This is a genomic window from Ochrobactrum teleogrylli, assembly GCF_006376685.1.
In the GTDB taxonomy this organism is placed as follows: domain Bacteria; phylum Pseudomonadota; class Alphaproteobacteria; order Rhizobiales; family Rhizobiaceae; genus Brucella; species Brucella teleogrylli.
In genome coordinates this window covers 206,528-230,718 of the sequence record NZ_VEWL01000006.1, presented here as the reverse complement: position 1 = coordinate 230,718, position 24,191 = coordinate 206,528, and the positions used below count along the sequence as shown (strand labels likewise).

The window sequence follows — 24,191 nt, the reverse complement described above, 5'->3', positions numbered from 1 at the left end:
TTTATCTACTCAACTGAACCGGATCACAGCGGAATGGTGTCGTGCTTTTTCCAGGGCGCGCTTTGTTGCTTGTTGCGCAGGCTGGCAAAAGCGCGCGCAATGCGGCGGCGCGAGGAATGCGGCATGATCACCTCGTCGATGAAGCCACGCTCGGCGGCGACGAACGGATTGGCGAAGCGTTCTTCATATTCGCTCTGGCGGGCGGCAATCTTTTCGGGGTCGCCCAGTTCCGAGCGATAGAGGATTTCCGTTGCGCCCTTGGCACCCATCACGGCGATTTCCGCCGTTGGCCAGGCATAGTTGATGTCCGCGCCGATATGCTTGGAGGCCATCACGTCATAAGCGCCACCATAGGCCTTGCGCGTGATGAGCGTGACCATAGGCACCGTCGCCTGACTATAGGCGAACAGCAGCTTTGCGCCGTGCTTGATGACGCCGCCATATTCCTGCGCCGTGCCCGGCAGAAAGCCCGGTACGTCCACAAGGGTCAGAAGCGGGATCGAAAAAGCATCGCAGAAGCGTACGAAACGTGCGGCCTTGCGCGAGGAATCGATATCGAGGCAGCCTGCAAGCACCATGGGCTGGTTGGCGACGACGCCGACTGTCTGGCCTTCGATACGAAGGAATCCGGTAATGATGTTCTTGGCGAAGGCTTCCTGAATTTCGAAGAACTCGCCTTCGTCTGCCAGCGCGTGGATCAGTTCCTTCATGTCGTAGGGCTTGGTTGCGCTGTCGGGGATCAGCGTATCGAGCCGCATTTCCAGCCGGGACGGGTCGTCATGCACCGGACGGACCGGTGGCTTGTCGCGATTGTTGAGCGGCAGGAAATCGAACAGAATGCGCACCTGTTCCAGCGCTTCGATGTCGTTTTCGTAAGCGCCATCAGCGACCGACGACTTGGCGGTATGCGTGCGTGCGCCGCCCAGTTCTTCCGCCGTGACGATCTCATTCGTCACGGTCTTCACCACATCGGGGCCGGTAACGAACATGTAAGAACTGTCGCGCACCATGAAGATGAAGTCGGTCATCGCCGGGGAATAGACCGCGCCGCCCGCGCAGGGGCCCATGATGACGGAAATCTGCGGAATGACGCCGGAGGCATCGGCATTGCGCTTGAACACGTCGGCATAACCCGCCAGCGAGGCGACACCTTCCTGAATGCGCGCGCCGCCCGAATCGTTGAGGCCAATGACGGGCGCGCCGTTCTTCATCGCCATATCCATGATCTTGCAGATCTTCTGGGCATGGGTTTCCGACAGCGAGCCGCCGAGCACAGTGAAATCCTGACTGAACACATAGACCTGACGGCCATTGATCGTGCCCCAGCCGGTGACGACGCCATCGCCTGCCACTTTCTGCTCCGCCATGCCGAAATCGGTGCAGCGATGCGTGACATACATATCGAACTCCTCGAACGATCCTTCGTCGAGAAGCACTTCGATACGTTCGCGGGCGGTCAGTTTGCCTTTTGCGTGCTGGGCATCGATACGGCGTTGGCCACCGCCGATACGCGCTTCGGCGCGGCGGGCTTCGAGCTGTTCTAGGAGTTCCTGCATTATTGCGGCCTTCGAAAGTCGGTTATGAAACTGAAATGATAGGCATTTTTAGATGCGTTTTCTAAAATGCTTAAAGCGCTTGTGAGCCGTGTAGAAAAGCTTGAAAAGGTGCGATTGTGTAAGTTATAAATTTGCAAATAGCAAAATGCGAAATTGCGAAAATGGCACCTAAAAAACTCTATGTCGGCAGGAAGATACGTCAAATCCGCGAGCAGCATAAGGCCACGCAGTCGGCCTTTGCTGAACGTCTCGGTATTTCAACGAGTTATCTGAACCAGATCGAGAACAACCAGCGCCCAGTTTCGGCAGCCGTCCTGTTGGCGCTGGCCGAGAATTACCAGATCGATATTGGCGCGATCTCGCTTGGCGATGATGATCGGTTGTTATCGGCGGTTTCCGAGGCGCTGGCCGATCCTGTATTCGATAATTACAAGCCGAACCTTCAAGAGCTGAAACTCATCACCCAGAATGCGCCGGGACTGGCGCATGCCCTGATCGCCTGCCATCAGGCTTATCGGCGCAACAGCGAGCAGCTTGCCAGTCTCGATAACCAGCTGGGGCGCGCGCCTTCGATAGCCGAGCCTGCGCCTTATGAGGAAGTCCGCGACTTCTTTCATTTTATCGACAATTATGTGCATGAGATTGATGTTGCAGCAGAAAAGCTTGCCGAGCAGCTGGATATTCCCGGTCGGGATATCGGTGTCGCCCTGCCGCAATATATGGAAGACCGCCACCGCGTGCGGCTGGCAAGGTCCGGTTCAGACGAGGCGGTTCTGCGTCGCTTCGATGCGCAAGCACGGGTTCTCTATCTCAATCCCTATTCGCGTGCTTCGACGCGCCATTTCCAGATCGCATTTCAAATCGCCGAACTTGAAATGGAAGATATTGTGAGCGCTATTGCGCGGCGTGCCGATTTCAGGTCGGTCGAAGCAGTCGAGATTTGCAAGATCGGCCTGCGCAATTATTTTGCCGGCGCGCTGGTCATGCCGTACCAGACTTTTCTGTCGGCGGCGAAAGAACTGCGCCATGATCTTGAACTTTTGGCTTCGCGGTTCGGGGCCAGTCTGGAACAGGTTGCGCATCGTCTCAGCACTTTGCAGCGTTCGGGCCAGCGCGGCATCCCGGTTTTTTTCGCGCGTATCGACCGGGCAGGCAATATCACCAAGCGACACAGTGCCGCCAAGCTGCAATTTGCGCGTTATGGCGCCGCCTGTCCGCTCTGGAATGTGCATCAGGCTTTCGAAATGCCAGGAAGGATTATCCGTCAGTTGGCAGAAACGCCTGACGGTGCCCGCTATCTCTGTGTGGCCACGGAACTGACGAAAAGCGAGGGTGGTTTCAACGCCCCGCAGCGGCGCTATGCAATCGCCCTTGGCTGTGAAGTGGGCTACGCCCATGATTTCGTCTATGCGGATGGTCTCGATATCACGGCGCGGTCAGCCTTCGATCCCATTGGCGTTTCATGCCGGATTTGCGACCGTGCGGAATGTGTGCAGCGTGCCGTGCCGCCGCTCAAAAGCAGGCTGGCGGTCGATCACGACCGCCGTGGCATCCTGCCTTACAGGTTGATGTAGTCAGAAACCTGCATGTTCCTTGAGGAAGTCGGCTTCGTCTTCCGTGGTTGCGCGGCCCAGCACCTTGTTGCGATGCGGGAAACGGCCGAACTGCTCGATGATGTTGTGGTGGTCGCGGGCAAAGCCGAGCGAATATTGGTCGCCGAGCCTTTCATAAAGCTCGACGCAGCGGCGCTGGTGATCCAGATTTTCGCTGTGCATGAAGGGCAGGTAGAAGAACTGCCGCTCATCGGCGGAAAGCTGCCGGTCAAAATCATGGTCGAGCGCCTGCATGGCCACATCCAGTGCCAGGCCGTCGCTCTCGAAGGAACGCGGCGAACCGCGGAACATATTGCGCGGGAACTGATCGAACAGGATCGTTAAGGCCAGCGCGCTTTCCGGCTGTTGCTTCCACGATTCCAGCTTGCCGGCGCGTGCATCGGCATAGGCGACAGCGAATTTCTCGCGAATCTCATTGTCGATATCGTCGCTTTTCGTGAACCAGTTTTCACGCATCTTGGGCGAAAACCAGAATTTGAGCACATCTTGCGGTTCGATAGCCATCTGGGGCCTCCCTTTATCGTTTCAGGCTCAACACCTATTGGGTCTTGGGTGGAGCCTGATCCGGCTGCGGGCAGGGTGGCTCTCCCTTGAAGTTGCGGGACATACAGCCGAATCGGTCAAAACTCTTGCCCGTATCCATGGCAGCCTTTCCCGCGCCACCGCAGCCTGTGAGGATGATGCCGGATAACAGGGCGAGCGAGACAAATATACCGGGTCGTTTCATGATGTTTTTCCCGAAAATGGACAGGCGCTGTCGGTTGAACAGATAATAGGGACGGGGTGAAGGCAGGACAATAGAGCCGCTGGATTTGCCGTGTGTTCGCAAAGTTTCACATTCTTGCCCGATACTTGTGGTTCAGTTGAGGCCATTAACCGGTCAGCAAGTTCTGCGATCTAGGAACGATCGGCAATGGCCTCGTGGCGGAATGCAACGCAGGGAGCCTGCAAACTCCCCTGTCCTTGGTTCAAACCCAGGGCGAGGCCTCCATCATCCTCTTCCGCGATAATTCGGCACGTCCTGTTCAGGAATCCAGACATCCTGCGGCGCTGCACCGGTCTGGTAAAAAACGTCGATCGGGATGCCTCCACGCGGATACCAGTAACCGCCGATGCGCAGCCATTCCGGTTGCAGCAAATCGACCAGACGCTTGCCGATAGTCACAGTGCAATCTTCATGGAAAGCGCCGTGATTGCGGAATGAAAACAGGAAAAGCTTGAGCGATTTGCTTTCCACCAGCCAGCGGTCCGGAACATAGTCAATCACCAGATGCGCGAAATCCGGCTGCCCGGTCATGGGGCAGAGCGAGGTGAATTCCGGTGCCGTAAAGCGCACGCAATAGCGCGTGCCATGCTGCGGATTGGCGACCTTTTCGAGAACGGCTTCTTCCGGCGAGGTGGGGACGCCGGTGGTCGATCCCAGTTGGGTAAGGCCGGAATATATTGTATTTTCTGACATTTAAGCGCCTTTCGTCAAGTTACGGCGCAGCCAGTTTCGCGCTTTTGCGCGCAGCACAAGCATTGCTGCTTGGCTCTTGTCCTTGTTTTGACCGGGTAGGCTGCGACCGGTGGCAAAATTGCCGATGCAGCTGCACTATCAGGCAGCTGAGCAGGCGTAAAGGGAAATAGATACAGGAAGGCCCGCGCGAGGGGGCGGCGCGGGCCTTCCTTAAACCGGCTTCAATCGGCTTGCTACAAAGCAAATCCCGAAAACCGTACCAGACGTTTCAGGATGTACTCTAGCGGCGATCCGAAATCGCGCATCCGATGGCAACGCCGATCAGAATGCCGAGAATGCCGGCGGTCCCGAACAGCGTGGTGGCCGTTCCGGGATTTTCACGTATCGTCTCCGCCACCACTTGTCCGCGATCGCGCACAGCCTGTGCCGTGTGCCGCAGCCGACCCGATACGTCATCCATTGCGTCTTCCGCACGCTCCCGGAATTCTCCAGACTGGGAGGCAAGCGAGCGGGAAAGACGTTTCAGCTCACCGCGCATATCGGCGATCTGCTTTTCCAAAGCCTGCTGGATATCGTTGGTGGTCTTGTCTTCGGCCATTTGTCGTCTCCGTTGATTGATGCAAGGAAAACGTGCGGAACGCCGTTCGGTTCCATTCGATTTCAGAGCCGGGTGGAGCTTATGGTAAACGGATCGTAAACCATTTTAATTTACCAATTTTGAATACAAAGAACTGTCTGGAGCGGGGCCAGAATGTATATCGAAAATGGTGCGCCAATCAGCCGAACCGAACCGGTTTCGGCCCGTATCGTCAAAGCCGCAGCGCTTGCGCAATGCTGCATTGACCAGCAGGAACCGCAGCAATCTCGTGCCTTCGCTGAAGCAAGCCTGACACTGATGCTCGACGATCCGTCGCCCAAAGTGCGCATTGCCATGGCCGATGTTTTGTCCACCAGCGCGCATTCTCCCTTGCATATCGTTACGGCGCTTGCAGCCGATCAGCCGGAAGTGGCTGGCTATATCATCGCGCGCTCGCCGCTGTTGAGCGAGGCGGACCTTATCGACCGCGTTTCCTTCGGCGCGCCGTTGATCCAGTTGCTGGTCGCGGCCCGTCCGCATGTTTCCATCGCATTGGCCGCTGCCATTGCAGAAGTCGGCTCATTCGAATCGGTGGCCGAACTTCTCCGCAACAGTTGCGCGCGGATTGCGCCGCTGTCATTCCGCCGGATTGCAGAGCGTTGTGGACATGAGCCACAAGTGCGTGAGGCACTGTTGGCGCATCCGCAACTGCCTGCCGATTGCCGTCATTTGCTTGTGGTGAAGGTCGGCGACGCCCTGCGCCAAATGCCGCTGGTCAATCGTCTCCTTGGCGAGAGACGCGCCGCGAAGCTCGTCGGCGATGCGTTCGTGCGGGCTTCCATCGACATAGCCGAAGCTTGCACGCAGCAGGAATTGCCCGCAGTCGTCGAACATCTGCGACTGCGCGGGGAGGTGACGACCGCTTTCATCATCCGTGTTGTCGCGGGCGGTCGCATTGATCTGTTCGCGGCCCTGATGGCGTCGCTGTCCGATCTCGATGAAGAACGCATTTGCTCGATCATTTCGCACGGACGCCCGGCGGCAATCGTCGCTTTGCTGCGATCCGCCGGATTGAGTGATGCTACCCACGCCGCATTGATTGCGGCCATCGAGGCATGGCGCGCTGTTGCCAACGGACGCAGCAAGTTCGGCCCGGTCGAAGTCTCCGCTCTGATGCTTGAAACCACTGGCAAAAGCAGACAACTGGCTGCAAACGACGATCTCTTCGCGTTGCTGCGTTCAATCCATCAGGAATTCATGCGACAGACCGCCCGCGACAGGCTGAGCCTGATGTCGGTGGCCTGATTTGATTTAGGACTGCCGAAAGATGGGCAGTCTGCTCAAAAGATAGCCCGCGGTCGTTCCACAGACAGCACCCACGGCCTTGAAAAGAAAATCCGCCATTTCCCCGTGACGTCCGGGCGCAAGACGCTGCAACAACTCGAATGCACCCGCGCAGCCGACTGTCAGCAGCAAAACAGATAGCCAGTGGCGGGGATAAGCGAGGGCAAACAGCGTGCCCACCAGAAAGAACGCGCCGAAGCGCTCCACATCCGCAGGTTCGCCGCTGATCGGGCGCAGGCTGATCGGGCCGACTGTGACGATGAGAATGGAGGCGAGGACCAGCCACGCAAAAATGCGTAAAAAACGCTTCATGGAAGTATGTCCTCTGTTCGGCTCTATTCTTCGCTGTGATCGCCCTCAGCTTCGTCCTGCCGGGGATCTCCGCATCGCGCATACATACGGTCTGTGACGGATTTTTTCAGATTATTGCCGAACGGCAATTCGTAATGCGAGATGACATCGACGCCCATACACCATTTAACATCGTGCGGCGAGAGGCCGTAATTGGTTTCCAGAAAAGCGGTCACATATTCAACGCCGTCTTCGCAGGTGTCCGTTTTGCAAAACTTGCCGTCGCGCGCGAGTTGGCGAATCGATCCTTCGCCGAGCTTGACCACGAGTGGCTCGATTGCAAATGGAAGCGCACCGCCGATTGCGATGACGATAAGGCCTGCCAATGTGTATTTTATCGAGCGCCGCATAAATTGCCGTCATGCTGGTTTCAGGATGGGCTATAACGCACGATCGGCAATATCATGGCAAGAGAGCGCAGCCGCTAATAACTCTATATCGCTGTTTTAATGCGCTTTTCCGATAACGTATCGTACATTTTCCGTGTTATTCGACTGTTATAAGCCCAAGTTTGCGGCTCCTAAAAGAGTGTCAATATTTTAGGATGTGACGGATTGATATTGACTTTTACGTAAATGCGGTTGCACAACATTCAATCACTCAAGGTGAGGTGCAATGCCGTGGTGCGCGAATATTATACGATTACGGAACTGACGCGGGAATTCGGGATATCAACCCGTACCTTGCGTTTTTACGAGGATGAAGGACTGATCGCGCCTGTGCGGCGTGGCCGGACCCGCTTGTTCCGCCCGTCGGACCGCCACCTTCTTAAGCAGATTCTGCGCGGCAAGCGACTGGGCTTTTCCATCGCCGAGATTCACGAGATCATCCAGATGTATCGCGAGCCGCCCGGCGAGACCGGTCAGCTCAAGCTTTTGATGAAGCGCGTCGAAGAAAAACGTGACGATCTGCGCCAGAAGCGCCGCGATATCGATGAAACCGTCGGCGAACTGGATCAGATCGAAGAAGCTTGCATTGAGCGGTTGGCGGAGCTTGGCGTCAGCACCTGACGCCATCTATTCCGGTTGTGTATCGGGAACAGGCGAACACATATTCGCGATTTCCCGCACCGTACTGTTGTTCTGTTGATCAGCCTTGCCGGTAAAGACGTCATCGAACAGTTGCGCCTTGTCAAGCTCGGTCACGACACAGCCGCAGAACGCCTTGCAAAGCGCTTCGCTGCCGGTTTGCGAACAGGCGGCCACGCAGGACTGCGTGAAGGCTTCTCTTGGCGCTGGTCGCGCAGGCGGCGCGATTTGCGCGAAGACATACACCAGAGAAATAAGTACCGGCTGGTGAATGAGGTAGAAGGCAAGGCTGTGCCTGCCGATAAAAGTGAGCGGCTTTTGCAGAAAGCGGGGCTTGATGCCTCCGGAAAGCAGCGGAAGCAAATTGTAGCGCTCGGCGATGCGCGACGCGGCAATTCCCAACAGAACAGCGCCAAACCATGGAAATAGCGGCACAAAGTCGTTGGACCGTATTGTGACGGTCGAAAGACCGAGGAAAGCCAGTGCCGGATGGTTGAAAATATCGGCTCTGGCAAAATGGGGCGCAGCAATGACCAGGATGGCCGCGCAAAGGGTCACGATCCATGGCAGTCGCAAGAAAAGCAGGCCCAGAACGCTTGCGAGCGCAATTTGATGCAGGATGCCGAAAAAGATGAAGCTTTCCGGTGACATCAAATAGGTGACGCCGGTGATGGCCGCAGCCGCAACGACGATCTGGACAAGACGTATGCCCATTGAACGCCAGCGTAAGCCGCGACCATGGGCCAGAACCAGGCTGAACCCAACGAGAAACAGGAAGCTGGAAGCAATGCAGCGCGCGAACAGTTTCCAGCCGCCTTGTGCCGTCGTTGCCGGGGCCATATAGCCGAAAAACTCCAGATCCCAGCCAAAGTGATAGATCGCCATGGCGATCAGCGCGATTCCGCGCGCAATATCGATGCGTCCGAGACGAGGACGCGAGGCAGCGGGTGACAGTTCCGTTTCAGCGGTGTTCTGCATGATGCTTTCCGGTTTCGATTCCTCGCAAATCTCTAACACAGGCTGATCCAAGGCTATAGTATCGAGATGCGTGGGATTCGGCCCCGTGTGGATCGGTTCGCTTGGGGTTTCAGAGTGTTCTACAGTTTTTCAAAGCTTTTCTGGCTGTTCTTTCAGCCGCTTACGATCATTTTCCTGTTCGTTTTGCTAGGTATTGTGACCATATGGGCCGGTTTTCGCAAAACCGGCCTTTCTGCATTGGGGCTGGCCGCACTCATTCTGTTTGTCAGTGCTTTCACGACACTCGGCGCTCTGTTTCTGGCCCCACTGGAAGACCGCTTTCCGAGGGCTGCTTTGCCGGATCAGGTCGATGGCATTGTCGTTCTGGGCGGCTACATGAATGGCGACATTAATGCGGGACGGCCCGGTTTTGAATTGAACAGCGCGGCTGACCGCCTTGTCGAGACGATGCGGCTAGCGCGGCTCTATCCCAATGCGAAGATTATCGTTTCCGGCGGCGAGGGTGCTTTTTTCGAGCAATCCACCAGCGAAGCCGACACAACGCGCGCGCTTCTGGACGATCTCGGCTTTTCCGGAGACCGCTATATCTACGAGAACAAGTCGCGCAATACGGTTGAAAATGCGGTTTTCTCGAAGGAACTGGCTCAGCCCAAAGCGGGAGAAAAGTGGCTGTTGGTGACCTCCGCCTATCACATGCCGCGTTCGGTCGGCTGTTTTCGCAAGGCGGGTTTCGACGTGATCGCCTGGCCAGTCGATTACAAGACGCGATTGAACGAAGAATTCTCCATCTATCTGGAGTCGCCCAACGATGCCCTTTCGCGCTTCAGCGTCGCCATGCGCGAGTGGGTGGGACTTGCGGCTTACCGGATCACCGGCAAGACAGATATGTTCCTCCCGCAACCCTGATGCCGCATTTTCGCCGCCACTGTAAAGCTTTTGTTAATGAAAAAATTTTGTAAGCTTTTGATACGGAATGGATTTTTAAAGTGCGGCGCTTGCAGTTTTGACAGGTTGCCGCATTTCAGCCGCTTTTCGCCGTTGCATTTCGCACTTCACGGGGCTATATGAGCGGTAACAGTGACGTGATCAAAACCACTGTTTGTCAGACCGATACACAATAGGGTTATGAAAAGTTCCATGGACGAAACAGTTCAAAAATCCTGCTGGGGCGTTACGCTCTGGGCAGTCATTGGGCTCGCCGCTATTATTCTCATGGCCTACCTCTTCTCTGTTTGATCGATCAGGCGCTGGGGTCTGAACGATCCCGCAGCAGCGCAGAAACAGAGCTACGCATTCCGGAAAATTGATGCCGCATTTCGGCAATCCGTTTGCGTTATTCCTTTCTTACACTATCTGATATGAATGTACCGCAACGCGTGTTGTATTCGCTCGCGTATACAACCGTCTGGATAGGACGGGCGTTAGGTCAAAGCTTGGTCAGCTCCGTTCAGTCGAAGCTGCAGAAGGTGTGGAATGTTTCTGTCGGTTTTCGATCTCTTCAAGATTGGTATTGGGCCTTCCAGCTCCCATACGATGGGTCCCATGACGGCTGCGCGGATGTTTCTCAATGAGATCATCAGCGGCAACTGGCCACGGCCTGCGCATTCCAAAATCGTTCGCCTGAAGGCGAGCCTGCATGGCTCGCTGGCTTATACCGGCGTCGGTCATGCGACGGACCGCGCGGTGATCCTTGGCCTTTGCGGTTTTCTGCCCGACACGATCGATCCCGATATCATGGATTCGGAAGTTGAGAAGGTTCTGGCGGCCAAGAAAGTGCAGCCGGAAGGCCATCCCGCCTATCAGTTTGATCCGGCGGTCGATCTTGTTCTCGACCGCAAGACGCCGCTTCCCGGCCACGCCAACGGCATGGCGTTTTCCGCTTATGATCGCGACGACAATCTTTTGTTGCGTCGTGCTTATTTTTCCATTGGCGGCGGTTTCGTCGTCACAGAGGAAGAATTGAGCCGCGTCCAGCGCAGCGGTGCGAAGCCGGATGACAAGGCCGATGTGCCTTATCCTTTCCGCAATGCCGCTGAAATGCTGGTCATGGCCCATGATAGCGGGCTGTCGATTGCCGAAATGAAGCGCGCCAATGAAGAAGTGCATATGTCGCGTGAGGAACTCGACGCGGGGCTGGATCGCGTCTGGGGCGCCATGCGCGGCTGCATCGAACGCGGATTGAGCCGCGAGGGCATCATGCCCGGCGGGCTGGGCGTTCGTCGTCGGGCACGGCACATTCACGACAAGCTTCAGGATGACTGGCGCAACAATCGCAGCAATCCGTTGCTCGCCAATGACTGGCTGTCGGTCTATGCCATGGCCGTCAATGAAGAAAACGCTTCGGGCGGCAGGGTGGTTACCGCGCCGACCAATGGCGCCGCGGGCGTGGTGCCTGCGGTGCTACGCTATTATCTGCATTTCCACGATGATGCCGACCAGAAGGGCATTCGCGATTTTCTGCTGACGTCGGCAGCCATTGGTGGCGTCATCAAGCACAATGCGTCGATTTCCGGAGCAGAGGTTGGCTGTCAAGGCGAGGTGGGTTCCGCTTCGGCAATGGCGGCAGCGGGGCTTGCCGCTGTTCTCGGCGGTTCGCCGGAGCAGATCGAAAATGCCGCTGAAATCGCGCTCGAGCATCATTTGGGCATGACGTGCGACCCTGTTGCCGGATTGGTTCAGGTGCCTTGCATCGAACGCAATGCGCTGGGTGCGGTGAAGGCGGTGACAGCTGCATCGCTGGCCGTGAAGGGCGATGGCAAACATTTCGTGCCGCTCGATGCCTGTATCGAAACCATGCGTCAGACTGGCCACGATATGAGCGAACGCTACAAGGAAACCAGTCAGGGCGGTCTTGCCGTGAATGTGGTGGCCTGCTGAGTTCTCAACTTTAGGAGAACGCGATTCTTCCCGCTTGAAGCGGCGGCCTCCCTTGGTTAAACCGCTTCCATGGCTCTCAATCTCGTCAAGCTTTGTGTCGGTTGCGATAGTATCGAAGATCTCGCAGCCTGGATCGATTTCCGCCTCGCTGAACAGCGGGGCGCGGGGCTTGTGCCCGAACAAACCCACACGACGCGGATGGTGCCGAAACGCATCGACGAGCTTCTGGAGGGCGGTTCGCTCTACTGGGTCATCAAGGGCAATATCCAGTGCCGCCAGCGTTTGCTTGATGTGAGGCCCTTTACGGATGAAGCGGGCATCAGCCGTTGCCATTTCGTGCTGGAACCGAAGATCGTTCCGACGGAATGGCAGCCGCGCCGCGCTTTTCAGGGATGGCGCTATCTGAGCGAGAACGAAGTGCCGCGTGATGAAGCGGCTGGAAAGTCGGGCAGGGCAGCGCTCCCTGCGGAACTGCGTCAGGAGCTGGCAGCACTCGGCCTGCTCTGAGCAATTTTCCCGGAATCAAAAAGGCCCACCAAAAATCGGCGGGCCTTTATTTTATTCAGCTAATTGCGCTCAGTTTTCAATCGTCACACGAACGGTGATCGTGTTGGAATTGACTGGCAACGTCATGCGCATCCGGGCACGTGGCTGGGCGATGCGTTTGTTACGAGCGGCATGGCTGACCAGCAGGCCAACGAGATCGCGGGTTTGAAACCCCGTGCCGCGACGCACATCGGCAATCCGCAATGCAGCCTGCTTGAGCGTCTGTACCGAGAACAGACCGCCCAGCGAAGGCGCACGGTTTTCTTCATGAGACCAAATGGTGGTCTTCAGCGGCGGTACGAATGTGTCTTTCATATTGGACATCTCGAAACCCTCTACGCTTTACAAAATTCGGGTTTGAAGCTGTTGCGAGGGGAAAAAAAATCCCCTCGCGATTGATCAGTTGGCGACGGCATAGCAGCCGAAGCTCTTCTTCTTGAGAGAAGCACAAGCATCCCATGCAGCCTGCTTCGAGGTGAAGCCGACGAAGCGGGCGCGGTAGAATGTGGCGTTACCCTTGTTGAAGGTTTCCGTGTAGGGCGATGCGCTGCGCAGCGCGCCACCGACAGACGAGGACGCCTTGGCAAGCATGTCGCGGGCCTGACCTTCGCTCGGCAGAGAACCGATCTGGATCGCCCAGCCGCCAGCAGACGGGGCCGACGCGGTGGTGACCGGGTCTACATCCTGTGCCTGCGCTTGGGCCTGAGCCTGCAGGGTGCCGGATGGTATTTTGGCCTTCGGTGTCGGGCGAATGGCGGCCTGTGCTGCGAGCGCAGCCGGACGGGCTGTTGGAGCGGCCAGTGCAAGCACCTGCGGCTGTTCCGCGTCACCTTCACCGGATTCGTTGTTGATGACTTCGTTGACCGATTCGACACGGGCAACCGGCACAGGCGCTTGTCTCGCCTTCGGCAGATCGACGGCGGCGACAGTCTGCGGAACGTTATTGGTTGCGGCAATGAGAGCGTCGGTGTTGCGACCGCGCTTGGCCTGCGGGAGATATTTGTTGATCAGCTGCGCCATATGGGCGTCGCGGCTCGCGCCTGTATTGCCGCCCATGACCACGGCAACGATGCGGCGGCCATCGAGATTGACCGACGAAACGAGGTTGTAGCCGGAAGCATTGGTATAGCCGGTCTTGATGCCGTCGACGCCTTCGATGCGGCCCAGCAGGCGGTTGTGACCGTTGATGGTCTGACCACGATAAACAAAGCTGCGGCGCGAGAAATAGGAGAATTCACGCGGGAAATGCTGACGAAGCGCCATGCCGAGGATAGCCATGTCGCGCGCGGTGGAATGCTGCGCCATGTTCGGCAGGCCTGATGCGTTGCGGAACGTGGTGTTGCGCATGCCGAGACGGCGCGCCTTGGCGGTCATCATCTGGGCAAAGCGCTCTTCCGAACCGCCGATATATTCGCCGACCGCCGCCGCAACGTCATTGGCGGACTTGGTGATCATGGCGAGCGCCGCATCTTCGGCGCGGATGGTCTGGCCCGGGCGGAAGCCGATTTTTGTCGGTGGACGCGAACGGGCATAGGCCGACACGGGGATGGGCGTATCCCTGCTGATCCGTCCGGCCTGCATGGCTTCGAAGAGCATATAGAGCGTCATCATCTTGGTCAGCGAAGCGGGATAGCGCTGCGCGTCGGCGTTTGAAGCAAAAAGCGTCTTGCCCGTATTCGCATCGACCACGATCGCAGCATATCTGTCGCTGGCGGCAATCGCCGGTATCGTGGTGGATGCTGTCGAACAGCCCGTAACGGTCGCGAGAAGAAGTGTAGCTTGCGCCGCTTTTTTCAGGGCATATGCGACTTTACTGAATGCCATACGCACGATGATGACCCTACCTGTATTCCGGAATTTTTAAGCTGCGGCGCAAAAGGCACACAGCAATCTAATTCCACCACCCTAATGTCATCAGCGTTACCAATCCGTTTATGGTAAGCGCGTCGTTCATAATTTTCTGAAAATTTTTGCGGTCACTCGGCCTTGGTCGCAGCTTTGATCACGCATTTATGAAGTTTTTTCGCAGCTGCGCGATGCCCGTTCCGTCAAAAAACAAACGCCACTTTTGGCAGAAAGCTTTAGCAAACGGGGGCTTGACCTATATTAGTTGTGTCAAGGGGCTCGCTGGTAATAAGTCTCGGTTGCAAGTGCCACTGAAGGGCTTAAAATCAGAACGAAAAGACCTACATATTGAGGCAGGGCGGGGTCGGCAGATGGGCATTTGGGTACAGGTTTCATGAGGCATTTCAATACAATCATGCAAAGCAAGACCGATGGCGGGAACGGGCCGGAAAACGGCACCGTTGTGGTCACGCGCACGCAGCCCAAAACCAAGAAGCCCAGCCTCTACCGTGTCCTGCTTCTAAACGACGACTACACCCCCATGGAGTTCGTCGTACATGTCCTGCAGCGTTTTTTCCAAAAAAGCCTTGATGATGCCACGCGCATCATGCTGCATGTTCACAATCACGGTGTCGGTGAATGCGGAGTATTTACATACGAAGTCGCCGAGACCAAAGTGAGCCAGGTCATGGATTTTGCCCGCCAGAATCAGCATCCGCTGCAATGCGTGATGGAGAAAAAGTGAGGTCTTATGCCATCGTTCTCTCCCAGCCTTGAAAGGGCACTGCATCAAGCCCTGACCATCGCAAACGAGCGGCATCACGAATATGCTACGCTCGAACATCTTTTGCTTGCCCTGATCGACGATCAGGATGCCGGCGCAGTGATGCGCGCCTGCAACGTCGATCTGGAGCACCTCAAGCGCGTCGTTACCGATTATATCGACCGCGAACTGGACAATCTCGTCACCGGCTATGACGAGGATTCCAAACCGACGGCCGCTTTCCAACGTGTGATCCAGCGCGCTGTCATTCACGTTCAATCTTCGAATCGCGAGGAAGTTACGGGCGCCAATGTGCTCGTCGCCATCTTTGCGGAACGGGAAAGCCATGCTGCCTATTTCCTTCAGGAACAGCAGATGACCCGTTACGATGCCGTGAACTATATTTCACACGGCATTTCCAAGCGTCCTCAAAGCGGCGAAACCCGTTCGCCGCGCGGTGCCGAAAGCCCGAGCGAGGAGCAGCGCCCCGGTGGGGAGCAGGAAGAGGGACCGAAGAAGAAGCAGGACGCCCTGTCTGCTTACTGCGTCAACCTCAATGACAAAGCCAAAGCCGGTCGTATCGATCCGCTGATCGGTCGCGACAGCGAAATCAGCCGGACGATTCAGGTTCTGTGCCGCCGCTCCAAGAACAACCCGCTTTATGTGGGGGATCCCGGTGTCGGCAAGACGGCCATTGCCGAAGGTCTCGCGAAGCGCATTGTGGAAGGACAGGTTCCTGAAGCGCTTGCCGACGCGACGATCTTCTCGCTCGACATGGGCACACTTCTGGCGGGAACGCGCTATCGCGGTGACTTTGAAGAGCGTCTGAAGCAGGTCGTGAAGGAACTCGAAGAGTTTCCGGGTGCGGTTCTGTTCATCGACGAAATCCACACGGTCATCGGTGCCGGTGCAACTTCGGGCGGTGCGATGGATGCATCGAACCTGCTCAAGCCAGCACTGTCGTCCGGCGCAATCCGGTGCATTGGATCGACGACCTATAAGGAATATCGTCAGTTCTTCGAGAAGGACCGCGCGCTTGTGCGTCGTTTCCAGAAGATCGACGTCAATGAGCCGTCAATCCCGGATGCGATTGAAATCATGAAGGGGCTGAAGCCTTACTTCGAGGATTTCCACAAGGTCAAATATACGGTCGATGCCATCAAGTCGGCGGTGGAACTGTCCGCGCGTTATATTTCGGACCGCAAGCTGCCCGATAAGGCGATCGACGTGATCGACGAAACCGGCGCCAGCCAGATGCTGCTGCCGGAAAACAAGCGCAAGAAGACCATCGGCGTGAAGGAAATCGAAGCGACCATCGCGACGATGGCCCGTATCCCGCCGAAGTCCGTCTCGAAGGATGATGAACTCGTCCTGTCGCATCTCGATGCGGAACTGAAGCGTGTCGTCTATGGTCAGGATCTGGCTATCGAAGCGCTGTCGGCCTCGATCAAGCTGGCCCGTGCGGGTCTGCGTGAACCGGACAAGCCAATCGGCTCCTATCTGTTCTCCGGCCCAACCGGCGTCGGCAAGACGGAAGTTGCCAAGCAGCTTGCCGCTTCGCTTGGTGTGGAACTCCTGCGTTTCGACATGTCGGAATATATGGAGCGCCATACGGTTTCGCGGCTTATCGGCGCGCCTCCTGGCTATGTCGGCTTCGATCAGGGCGGTCTTTTGACCGATGGCGTGGACCAGCATCCGCATTGCGTGCTGCTGCTCGACGAAATCGAGAAGGCCCATCCGGACCTTTACAATATTTTGTTGCAGGTCATGGATCATGGCTCGCTGACCGACCATAACGGCAAGAAGATCGATTTCCGCAATGTGATCCTGATCATGACCACCAATGCCGGTGCGTCGGATATGGCCAGAGCGGCAATCGGCTTCGGCTCCACGCGGCGTGAAGGCGACGATATGGAAGCGATCAACCGGCTATTCACGCCGGAGTTCCGCAACCGTCTCGATGCGATCATTCCGTTCGGTCCTCTGCCGGTTCCGGTTATTCATCAGGTTGTGCAGAAGTTCGTTCTTCAACTCGAAGCCCAGCTTGCCGAACGCGGTGTAACCTTTGAACTGACCGAAGGCGCAATCGCATGGCTGGCCGACAAGGGCTATGATGAACGTATGGGTGCGCGTCCGCTTGGACGTGTCATTCAGGAACACATCAAGAAGCCATTGGCCGATGAAGTGCTGTTCGGAAAGCTCAAGCATGGCGGCACCGTGCGCGTCGACGTGATCACCAAGGCAGACGGCAAGACCGATCTGTCGCTGGAATCCGTCGCCGAGCAGCCGGTGAAGCCGAAGAAGGATATTCCGGCCGAGAAGAAGATTTCTCCGCGCCGGAAGGCCGCGCCGAAGAAGGCTGAAAAGGAAAAGGTTCTGGCCGGTAAGGACGAACCAGCTCCGAAGCCAGCTGCAAAAGCGGCGCCGAAAGCTTCAAGTGCCAAATCGTCGGTGCCGAAAGTGCCGCGCAAGAAATAAAAGCATGGTCAGACGGCCCCTCTTCGGAGGGGCCGTTTTCGTTTGAAGTTTAAACTTATCGATACTCGTTCAATTCTATTCTAACGTGGCTTCATGCCAGCGACTCATCTTCCAGATAAGCCTCCACATCAGGACATTGCGCCAGCGCATAGCGGCCAGCATTTTCGCTGGTTTCTACGTGGTTGCAGCCGCATTTTCAGCATTCCGGCCATCTTGCTGATGAGTTCGTTTGTCGGCTTTGCCGGGCTTGCGATTGAAAGCGGCATTTCGGTCGGGCAGGCGGTGTTCATGACGCTGACCATCTGGGCACTGCCCGCCAAGGTCGTGCTGATCGGTGCCGTCAGTGCAGGCGCAACACTGCCTGCCGCCGCACTCGCTGTCGGTCTGTCCTCGGTGCGCCTCATGCCGATGGTGGTGGCGCTTCTGCCCGAGCTCAAAGGGCCAAAAACGCGCAATCTAACGCTGGCGGTGCTATGCCATTTCGTGGCGGTGACGGCCTGGGTCATGGCGATGGAGGAGTTGCGCAATATTCCGCGTGACATGCGCACCAGCTATTTTGCCGGGATCGGCTCGGTTCTGGTTGGAACCAATGCGCTGGTGGTGGCCGTTGTCTATACGTTGTCGTCGTCCTTTCCGCCGGTTGTGTTCGCAGCCCTTTTCCTGCTGACGCCAATGTATTTTCTGACCTCGCTCTGGCGCTCGGCCCGCGAACGGGCAGGGCAGGTCGCGATGGCGTCCGGCTTGCTGCTGTTTCCGCTCTTTCACCAGTTTATGCCGGGATATGACCTGCTCTGCACGGGCATTGTGGGTGGCCTGATCGCCTTTGGATTCCACAGAAAGCGCAGCATGACGAAGGAGAAGGCGCTATGAACTGGGACTGTTTTGACAGCCAGTGGTGGCCGTTCGTCTTCATCATTCTGGCGGGATCGCTGCCGACCTATATTTTTCGCGTCATGGGCGTGATCGTCGGCGGGCGAGTGCGCGAGGATTCCGAGTTTCTCGTGCTGGTGCGCTGTGTGGCAACCGCGCTGGTCGCAGGCGTGATTGCCCAGCTTATTCTTTATCCGAACGGCGCACTTGCCGATTCGCCGAATTGGCTGCGGGTGGGAGCTGCCGGTGCAGGATTTGCCGCTTATCTGATGGCTGGCAAGCGTTTGCTTGTCGGTATCGCGGTTGCGGAACTCCTGCTGATTGCCGGTCTGTTGACGCTCTAAGAGTGAGTTTTATCAGAGCGCTGCGCGGATTTTTTCAGCATTTGCTGAAAGAACGGCTGCGTCTTCCATCTGGCCGGTATGCGGCTTGAGAGCGACGCCTTCAAAACGCGGAATGACGTGGAAATGCAGATGATAGACGGTCTGGCCGGAAGCCGGTTCGTTGAACTGCATCACGGTGACGCCATCGGCATTGAAAGCCTTCTTCACGGCCTGCGCGATTTTCTGCACGGCGGCGATGACGACGGCCAGCTTTTCCGGCTTGGCGTCGAGCAGATTGCGCGACGGCGCCTTCGGCACAACCAGCGTGTGGCCGGTGCCCTGCGGCATGACATCCATGAAAGCGACGACATCGTCGGTTTCGTAGACGCGGGTGGACGGAATTTCACCCCGCAGGATTTTCGCGAAGATGTTGTTGTCGTCATAGGTGGCAGACATGCGATTCTCTCCAATGCTGGACTTTGCCAAATTTGACCGCATAGAGAGGCGTTAGGCAAGCTTCGTGGGGTCAGCTTCGTGGCGGTAGGGTGTGTGTTCCTCCAGCGCCTCGTGAATTTGCTCGACCTCGCGCCGTTCCTGAACGAGATAGTCGCTCACCGCATTTCGGAAACTTTCATTGACGATGTAATGCGCGGAATGGGTCGTCACCGGCACATAACCGCGTGCAAGTTTGTGTTCGCCCTGCGCGCCTGCCTCCACCACGCGCAGCTTGCGCTCGATGGCGAAGTCGATAGCCTGATGGTAACAGACCTCGAAATGCAGATAGGGGTGATCCTCGATGCAGCCCCAGTGTCTGCCGAACAGCCTGTCCCCACCGATGAAATTGATGGCGCCGGCAATATAGCGCCCGGCGCGTTTTGCCATGACCAGCAGAATATCCTGGGCCATGGTCTGGCCGATCAGCGAATAGAACTTGCGGTTGAGATAGGGGCGTCCCCATTTGCGGCTGCCCGTATCCATATAGAAAGCAAAGAAATCGTCCCAGACCGCTTCCGTCAGGTCGCTGCCGGTCAGCCAGACGATTTCAATGCCATCGGACAGCGCTTCGCGGCGTTCCTTTTTGAGCGCCTTGCGTTTGCGCGAAACAAGTTCACTCAGAAATTCATCATAATTGGAAAAGCCGTTGTTTATAAAATGAAACTGCTGGTCCGTCCGGTGCAGAAAGCCCGCGCGTTCCAGCGCATTTATTTCGTCGGGCAGGGCAAATGTCACATGCGCCGAGGATACGCCTGCCTGATCGGTTAGCTCGCGCAAACCGCCTGCCAGTGCCAGCCGCACGGCTTCGCCATCATAGGCAATATGGTTGAGAAGGCGCGGCCCGGTTGCGGGCGTGAAGGGAATAGCCGCCTGAAATTTCGGGTAGTAACGCCCGCCAGCCCGCTCGAAAGCATCGGCCCAACCGTGGTCGAACACATATTCGCCCTGGCTGTGTCCTTTCAGATAGTTCGGTACAACGCCGAGCAATTCGCCACGATTGTTTTCAAGACGCAGATGGCGCGGCAGCCAACCTGCTTTTCGGGAAACGGAACCCGATTCCTCCAGCGCGGACAGGAAAGCGCGGGTCGTGAAAGGATTATAGTTCGCGTCCTGCCGGGAGGCCCCGGCAAGACTGCCCCATTCGTCTTCCGTAAACTCGCTGATATTTTCAACGATGCGAAGAACGAAGCTTTCTTCACTGTGCGGATCTTCGTCGTTCACCGCAAATCCTTTGCTCTCAGGCGACCAGTGAGCGAGGGTCGAACCCTTCGAACGTGATCTGTTCGACATTGAGTTCGCTGTGCTTCTGCATTTCCCGGTCGCGCACTGTCCAGCTGATGACCGGCATATGCAGCTTTTCCCGCACGAAGGTGACGAACGGGTTCGGCAGATGATGCACATTATAGGATACGAAGGAAATGCCATGCGCGAGCATGGAGAAATGCGCTTCGAAATCCTGCGTGCGGGTGCCTTCCGCCGTCAGCCCGCCCGGAATGCCAGGCGCGTCGCTTGCAAAGCGGCGGATCAGGTGATGATCGAACGACATGATGGCCGCTTCGCCCTTATATTCGCCAAGCTCGCGGGCAACGGCTGCGACCAGCCCGTCATCGCGACCTTCGATGCCCTTGAGTTCGATCACCAGCGGAACTCGTCCATCGACCAGATCAAGCATCTGGCGAAGCGTCGGGACGCGCTCGGCAGTGCCGCCGACGTTAAGCGCGGTTGCTTCGGAGAGCGTGAGGTCGCTGATGCGACCCTCGCGACCGGCAAGACGTTGCAGGTCGTCATCATGGAAAACGACCACGCCGCCGTCTTTCGTCAGATGCACGTCGCACTCGATAGCAAAGCCCGCCTTGGCGGCTGCCTCAAACGCAGCGAGCGTGTTTTCCCAGCGGGTTTTGTTCAGATCGTGCAATCCGCGATGCGCCACCGGGCGCTTTGCGAGCCAGTCGATGGAGGACATTATGCAACCTCGATAATCGCTTCGACTTCAACCGGCGCGTTGAGCGGCAGGCTGGCGACGCCGACGGCGGAACGCGCATGTTTGCCAGCATCGCCCAAAACGGCGACGAGCAGATCGGACGCGCCATTGGCAACGAGATGCTGTTCAACGAAATCAGCGGTCGAGGACACAAAAACGGTGATCTTCACGATGCGCTTGATTTTTTCCAGATCGCCGAGCGCAGCCTTGGCCTGTGCCAGAATGTTCACGGCGCAGGCGCGCGCCGCAACCTGGCCATGGGCAACCGTCAATTTGTCGCCAACCTGGCCAGTGTGCACAAGTTTGCCATTTTCCAGCGGCAGCTGGCCCGAAGTGAGCAAAAGCGAGCCTGTTTCAGCAAAGGGGACATAGTTTGCAGCCGGTGCCGCGGCTACGGGCAGGGATATACCCAGGTTTTTCAAGCGGCTTTCGATCGTGTCGGTCATTGCATTAATCCTTGCTTGCAAAGGGACTTCTCCGTCACCCTATAGGCAGAATCGGTGAAGCTTTTGGGAAGGGTGCGTTTTTTGCCTCGCTTCCGCCACGAGTTTTTTTATCATGCTTGTCAACTCATCGGGAGATTCATGTATGCGTTTTTTGAAGCCGGGTTTTAAAGTGGTTGTTGCTGCAAGTGGAACCGCCGCCTGTGTGTGGGCAGGACTTGCGAGCGTGGCCCAAGCGGCTTCGACGGTAACGCTGGTGCCGCATCGCGCCGTTTACGATTTGACGCTGGACCGCGCCGATGAAAAGTCAGGCATCAGCGGTCTGACCGGGCGCATGGTCTATGAGTTCAACGGTTCGGCCTGCGAAGGCTATACGACGAACTTCCGGTTCGTGACCCGAATCGACATGGAAGAGCAGCCGCAGCGCGTCACCGATCAGCAGACGACGACCTTCGAAGGCAGCGACGGCAAAAGCTTCCGCTTCGTCAACAAGACCTTTGTCGATAAGGAACTTGTCAAGGAAGTGCGCGGCGATGCCAAACTTGAAGGCGGCAAGACGGTGGTGGAACTGTCGAAGCCGAAGGAAAACAAGATTGATCTGCGCGGGACGCAATTTCCAACCCAGCACATGGAAGAACTGATCGGCAAGGCCGAAGAGGGGCAGAAGTTCTATCAGACGTCGCTTTTCGATGCTTCGGAAGATGCTGACCGCGTGGTCGCCACCACGGTCGTCGTCGGCAAGGGGCAGACCCCGTCGGATGATGAAACCAAATTCATGGGGCCTTTTTCCAAAGACCCGGTCTGGCCGGTGACGATTGCCTATTTCGATGACAAGGAAAAGCAGGACGGTCTGCCGATCTATCGCATCAACTTCAAACTTTACCGCAATGGCATCACGCGTGATCTCACCATGGACTATGGTGACTTCGCCATGCGTGGTAAATTGGTAAAACTGGATGTATTTGATAATAAAAATATGAAATCTTCTTGCAAATAGTATTTTATTGGTAACGCAAATTTGTTTTTTGGGTGCTATATCCTTTGTGGTAGTTGTTTAGCATTTCAGAATTCAAATATATTGGTGTTATTATGAAAAAATTACTATTAGTTTTATTGTCGTTGGTGCTCGCCCTTTCTCCCGAGCTTGCTTTTGCTTCGAAGGGTGGGCGCGTCATCAGTTACGCAACGCGAACTTGTGAAGCCATTGATCGAGAGCAAGTGGAGGCGTTATTCGATCGCTGGAACGAAACTCTCAAAACAGGCGATGCCAAGCGGGTGGCTGCAAATTATGCACATGACGCAGTATTGTTGCCTACCCTTTCCAATCAGGCTCGCCTTACCGATAGGGAGCGTATCGATTATTTTGAAGGCTTCTTGAAGAAGGGGCCGGTAGGGCATATCGATACGCGCACCATTCGTCTCGGATGCAACAAGGCGATAGATACAGGCACCTATACATTTACTTACAAAGACGGAACTCACACGGCTGCGCGTTATACGTTCACTTATGCATGGAACGGCAAGGAATGGCTGATAACATCCCATCATTCTTCGGCTCTTCCAGAAACCATGTAGAATGCACGGAAGTGCCTTTACCGAGCTTTTAGACGAGCGCACTATCAGTGCGCTCGCGAATTTCTAACGCGAATGGTTTTAACACAAGACTTGCAATTCATGGTGCGATCGGTTAACAGCGCGCCTATTCCACACACGGGATTGGGCTTTTGCCGGGAGAAATCCGGCAAGAACCTCCGGTGGCGAGCAATCGCCTCAGCCCGTGGAGGTTAAACCGGAAAAGGAAAATAAAGATGGCATTGCCTGATTTCAGCATGCGCCAGCTTCTGGAAGCTGGTGTTCACTTCGGCCACCAGACCCACCGCTGGAACCCGAAGATGGCGCCTTTCATCTACGGCGCTCGTAACAACATCCACATCATGGACCTGTCTCAGACCGTTCCTCTGCTGCACAACGCGCTGAAGATCGTTTCGGACACCGTTGCTCGCGGCGGTCGCGTTCTGTTCGTCGGCACGAAGCGTCAGGCTTCGGACATCATTGCCGATGCAGCAAACCGTTCGGCTCAGTACTACGTCAACGCCCGCTGGCTCGGCGGCATGATGACCAACTGGAAGACGATCTCCAACTCGATCCAGCGTCTGCGCAAGCTCGACGAACTTCTGGCTGGCGAAGGCCAGGGCTTCACCAAGAAGGAACTTCTGAACCTTCAGCGTGAGCGTGAAAAGCTTGACCGCGCACTCGGCGGTATCAAGGACATGGGTTCAGTTCCTGACCTGATCTTCATCATCGACACCAACAAGGAAGCAATTGCTATCCAGGAAGCCAAGCGTCTTGGCATTCCGGTTGTTGCCGTGATCGATTCGAACTGCGATCCGGACCAGATCGACTACCCGATCCCGGGCAACGACGACGCTGCACGCGCTATCTCGCTCTATTGCGATCTGGTTGCACGCGCTGCTCTCGACGGTATTGCTCGCCAGCAGGGCGCAATGGGCATCGACATCGGTGCGCAGGCTGAAGCTCCGGTTGAGCCAGCTCTCGAAGCTCCGGCTGAAGGCGCTTAATCAGCGTTTGATTTCATCCATCCGTCATATCTCTGATAGAGGCGGATGGATAATCTCGTTTCATTCCGGCGCGGACGCGTGATTC

27 protein-coding genes are annotated in these 24,191 nt (G+C 56.6%); 13 read left to right on the top strand and 14 right to left on the bottom strand.

Annotation, left to right across the window (positions count from 1 at the left end):
• Positions 1-23 precede the first annotated feature (23 nt).
• Positions 24-1,556 carry an acyl-CoA carboxylase subunit beta gene (locus FIC94_RS12310; RefSeq protein ID WP_109369195.1) on the bottom strand — a complete coding sequence of 511 codons (1,533 nt, stop codon included), beginning with the start codon at positions 1,554-1,556 and terminating at the stop codon, positions 24-26.
• A gap of 161 nt (positions 1,557-1,717) precedes the next feature.
• On the opposite strand from FIC94_RS12310, the gene FIC94_RS12305 reads away from it, so the two are divergent.
• A complete protein-coding gene (locus tag FIC94_RS12305) occupies positions 1,718-3,130 on the top strand; it encodes a helix-turn-helix domain-containing protein (RefSeq protein WP_140025063.1) in 1,413 nt (470 codons plus the stop codon).
• Here the strand turns inward: FIC94_RS12305 and FIC94_RS12300 are convergent, their stop codons facing one another.
• From FIC94_RS12300 to FIC94_RS12285, 4 genes are all read right to left on the bottom strand, one after another.
• Positions 3,131-3,673, bottom strand: coding sequence for a DUF924 family protein (locus FIC94_RS12300; RefSeq protein ID WP_140025062.1), 543 nt, complete (start codon positions 3,671-3,673; stop codon positions 3,131-3,133). It lies immediately after the preceding gene.
• A gap of 34 nt (positions 3,674-3,707) precedes the next feature.
• Complete coding sequence (locus tag FIC94_RS12295) at positions 3,708-3,896, bottom strand: hypothetical protein (protein WP_140025061.1); 189 nt, start codon at positions 3,894-3,896, stop codon at positions 3,708-3,710.
• A 264-nt stretch (positions 3,897-4,160) separates the two neighbouring features.
• A complete protein-coding gene (gene queF, locus FIC94_RS12290) occupies positions 4,161-4,628 on the bottom strand; it encodes a preQ(1) synthase (protein ID WP_140025060.1) in 468 nt (155 codons plus the stop codon).
• A gap of 280 nt (positions 4,629-4,908) precedes the next feature.
• Positions 4,909-5,226, bottom strand: coding sequence for an ElaB/YgaM/YqjD family protein (locus FIC94_RS12285; RefSeq protein WP_109369190.1), 318 nt, complete (start codon positions 5,224-5,226; stop codon positions 4,909-4,911).
• Between the two features lie 153 nt (positions 5,227-5,379).
• On the opposite strand from FIC94_RS12285, the gene FIC94_RS12280 reads away from it, so the two are divergent.
• The gene (locus FIC94_RS12280) at positions 5,380-6,510 is read left to right on the top strand and encodes a DUF2336 domain-containing protein (RefSeq protein WP_140025059.1); all 1,131 of its coding nucleotides are present in this window, start codon (positions 5,380-5,382) and stop codon (positions 6,508-6,510) included.
• A 6-nt stretch (positions 6,511-6,516) separates the two neighbouring features.
• On the opposite strand, the gene FIC94_RS12275 is transcribed toward FIC94_RS12280, so the two are convergent.
• Both FIC94_RS12275 and FIC94_RS12270 read right to left on the bottom strand, forming a co-directional pair.
• Positions 6,517-6,861, bottom strand: coding sequence for a VanZ family protein (locus tag FIC94_RS12275; RefSeq protein WP_121536260.1), 345 nt, complete (start codon positions 6,859-6,861; stop codon positions 6,517-6,519).
• A 23-nt stretch (positions 6,862-6,884) separates the two neighbouring features.
• Entirely contained in the window at positions 6,885-7,250 is a 366-nt protein-coding gene (locus FIC94_RS12270) for a hypothetical protein (protein ID WP_109369187.1), read from the bottom strand.
• Positions 7,251-7,523: 273 nt separating this feature from the next.
• On the opposite strand from FIC94_RS12270, the gene FIC94_RS12265 reads away from it, so the two are divergent.
• Positions 7,524-7,910: a MerR family transcriptional regulator gene (locus tag FIC94_RS12265; RefSeq protein ID WP_078340841.1), complete on the top strand. Its 387-nt coding sequence runs from the start codon at positions 7,524-7,526 to the stop codon at positions 7,908-7,910.
• A 6-nt stretch (positions 7,911-7,916) separates the two neighbouring features.
• Here the strand turns inward: FIC94_RS12265 and FIC94_RS12260 are convergent, their stop codons facing one another.
• Entirely contained in the window at positions 7,917-8,906 is a 990-nt protein-coding gene (locus FIC94_RS12260) for a heparan-alpha-glucosaminide N-acetyltransferase (protein WP_140025058.1), read from the bottom strand.
• 114 nt (positions 8,907-9,020) lie between these two features.
• Between FIC94_RS12260 and FIC94_RS12255 the strand changes: the two genes are divergently transcribed.
• The 3 genes from FIC94_RS12255 (at position 9,021) to FIC94_RS12245 (ending at position 12,290) form a co-directional block, all read left to right on the top strand.
• Positions 9,021-9,812, top strand: a complete 792-nt coding sequence (locus FIC94_RS12255) for a YdcF family protein (protein WP_140025057.1) — start codon at positions 9,021-9,023, stop codon at positions 9,810-9,812.
• Between the two features lie 567 nt (positions 9,813-10,379).
• Positions 10,380-11,783, top strand: a complete 1,404-nt coding sequence (locus tag FIC94_RS12250) for an L-serine ammonia-lyase (protein WP_140025056.1) — start codon at positions 10,380-10,382, stop codon at positions 11,781-11,783.
• Between the two features lie 69 nt (positions 11,784-11,852).
• The gene (locus FIC94_RS12245) at positions 11,853-12,290 is read left to right on the top strand and encodes a DUF1489 family protein (RefSeq protein WP_140025055.1); all 438 of its coding nucleotides are present in this window, start codon (positions 11,853-11,855) and stop codon (positions 12,288-12,290) included.
• Between the two features lie 69 nt (positions 12,291-12,359).
• Here the strand turns inward: FIC94_RS12245 and FIC94_RS12240 are convergent, their stop codons facing one another.
• Both FIC94_RS12240 and FIC94_RS12235 read right to left on the bottom strand, forming a co-directional pair.
• Positions 12,360-12,653, bottom strand: coding sequence for a hypothetical protein (locus FIC94_RS12240; protein WP_140025054.1), 294 nt, complete (start codon positions 12,651-12,653; stop codon positions 12,360-12,362).
• A 75-nt stretch (positions 12,654-12,728) separates the two neighbouring features.
• Positions 12,729-14,159, bottom strand: coding sequence for a D-alanyl-D-alanine carboxypeptidase (locus FIC94_RS12235; RefSeq protein WP_140025053.1), 1,431 nt, complete (start codon positions 14,157-14,159; stop codon positions 12,729-12,731).
• Positions 14,160-14,568: 409 nt separating this feature from the next.
• On the opposite strand from FIC94_RS12235, the gene clpS reads away from it, so the two are divergent.
• The 4 genes from clpS (at position 14,569) to FIC94_RS12215 (ending at position 18,629) form a co-directional block, all read left to right on the top strand.
• Positions 14,569-14,919 carry an ATP-dependent Clp protease adapter ClpS gene (gene clpS, locus FIC94_RS12230; RefSeq protein ID WP_140025052.1) on the top strand — a complete coding sequence of 117 codons (351 nt, stop codon included), beginning with the start codon at positions 14,569-14,571 and terminating at the stop codon, positions 14,917-14,919.
• 6 nt (positions 14,920-14,925) lie between these two features.
• Positions 14,926-17,415: an ATP-dependent Clp protease ATP-binding subunit ClpA gene (clpA, locus tag FIC94_RS12225; RefSeq protein ID WP_124916003.1), complete on the top strand. Its 2,490-nt coding sequence runs from the start codon at positions 14,926-14,928 to the stop codon at positions 17,413-17,415.
• Positions 17,416-17,634: 219 nt separating this feature from the next.
• Entirely contained in the window at positions 17,635-18,285 is a 651-nt protein-coding gene (locus FIC94_RS12220; RefSeq protein ID WP_140025085.1) for an AzlC family ABC transporter permease, read from the top strand.
• Positions 18,282-18,629 carry an AzlD domain-containing protein gene (locus tag FIC94_RS12215; RefSeq protein WP_140025051.1) on the top strand — a complete coding sequence of 116 codons (348 nt, stop codon included), beginning with the start codon at positions 18,282-18,284 and terminating at the stop codon, positions 18,627-18,629. Before FIC94_RS12220 ends, FIC94_RS12215 begins: the two co-directional genes overlap by 4 nt.
• A 12-nt stretch (positions 18,630-18,641) precedes the next feature.
• Here the strand turns inward: FIC94_RS12215 and FIC94_RS12210 are convergent, their stop codons facing one another.
• Genes FIC94_RS12210 through FIC94_RS12195 form a run of 4 tightly spaced genes read right to left on the bottom strand, consistent with a single transcriptional unit; the run spans position 18,642 to position 21,530 of the window.
• The gene (locus FIC94_RS12210) at positions 18,642-19,064 is read right to left on the bottom strand and encodes an HIT family protein (RefSeq protein ID WP_109369177.1); all 423 of its coding nucleotides are present in this window, start codon (positions 19,062-19,064) and stop codon (positions 18,642-18,644) included.
• A 51-nt stretch (positions 19,065-19,115) separates the two neighbouring features.
• Positions 19,116-20,324, bottom strand: a complete 1,209-nt coding sequence (locus FIC94_RS12205) for a GNAT family N-acetyltransferase (protein WP_140025050.1) — start codon at positions 20,322-20,324, stop codon at positions 19,116-19,118.
• 16 nt (positions 20,325-20,340) lie between these two features.
• The gene (locus tag FIC94_RS12200) at positions 20,341-21,066 is read right to left on the bottom strand and encodes a glycerophosphodiester phosphodiesterase (protein WP_109369175.1); all 726 of its coding nucleotides are present in this window, start codon (positions 21,064-21,066) and stop codon (positions 20,341-20,343) included.
• Complete coding sequence (locus FIC94_RS12195; RefSeq protein ID WP_109369174.1) at positions 21,066-21,530, bottom strand: RidA family protein; 465 nt, start codon at positions 21,528-21,530, stop codon at positions 21,066-21,068. Before FIC94_RS12195 ends, FIC94_RS12200 begins: the two co-directional genes overlap by 1 nt.
• Positions 21,531-21,672: 142 nt before the next feature.
• On the opposite strand from FIC94_RS12195, the gene eipB reads away from it, so the two are divergent.
• The 3 genes from eipB to rpsB all read left to right on the top strand — a co-directional run bounded on the left by eipB (position 21,673) and on the right by rpsB (position 24,106).
• The gene (eipB, locus tag FIC94_RS12190; protein WP_140025049.1) at positions 21,673-22,524 is read left to right on the top strand and encodes a cell envelope integrity protein EipB; all 852 of its coding nucleotides are present in this window, start codon (positions 21,673-21,675) and stop codon (positions 22,522-22,524) included.
• 89 nt (positions 22,525-22,613) lie between these two features.
• The gene (locus tag FIC94_RS12185) at positions 22,614-23,102 is read left to right on the top strand and encodes an SgcJ/EcaC family oxidoreductase (RefSeq protein ID WP_371830910.1); all 489 of its coding nucleotides are present in this window, start codon (positions 22,614-22,616) and stop codon (positions 23,100-23,102) included.
• A gap of 233 nt (positions 23,103-23,335) precedes the next feature.
• Entirely contained in the window at positions 23,336-24,106 is a 771-nt protein-coding gene (gene rpsB / locus FIC94_RS12180) for a 30S ribosomal protein S2 (protein WP_109369172.1), read from the top strand.
• The last annotated feature ends 85 nt before the right edge of the window (positions 24,107-24,191 follow it).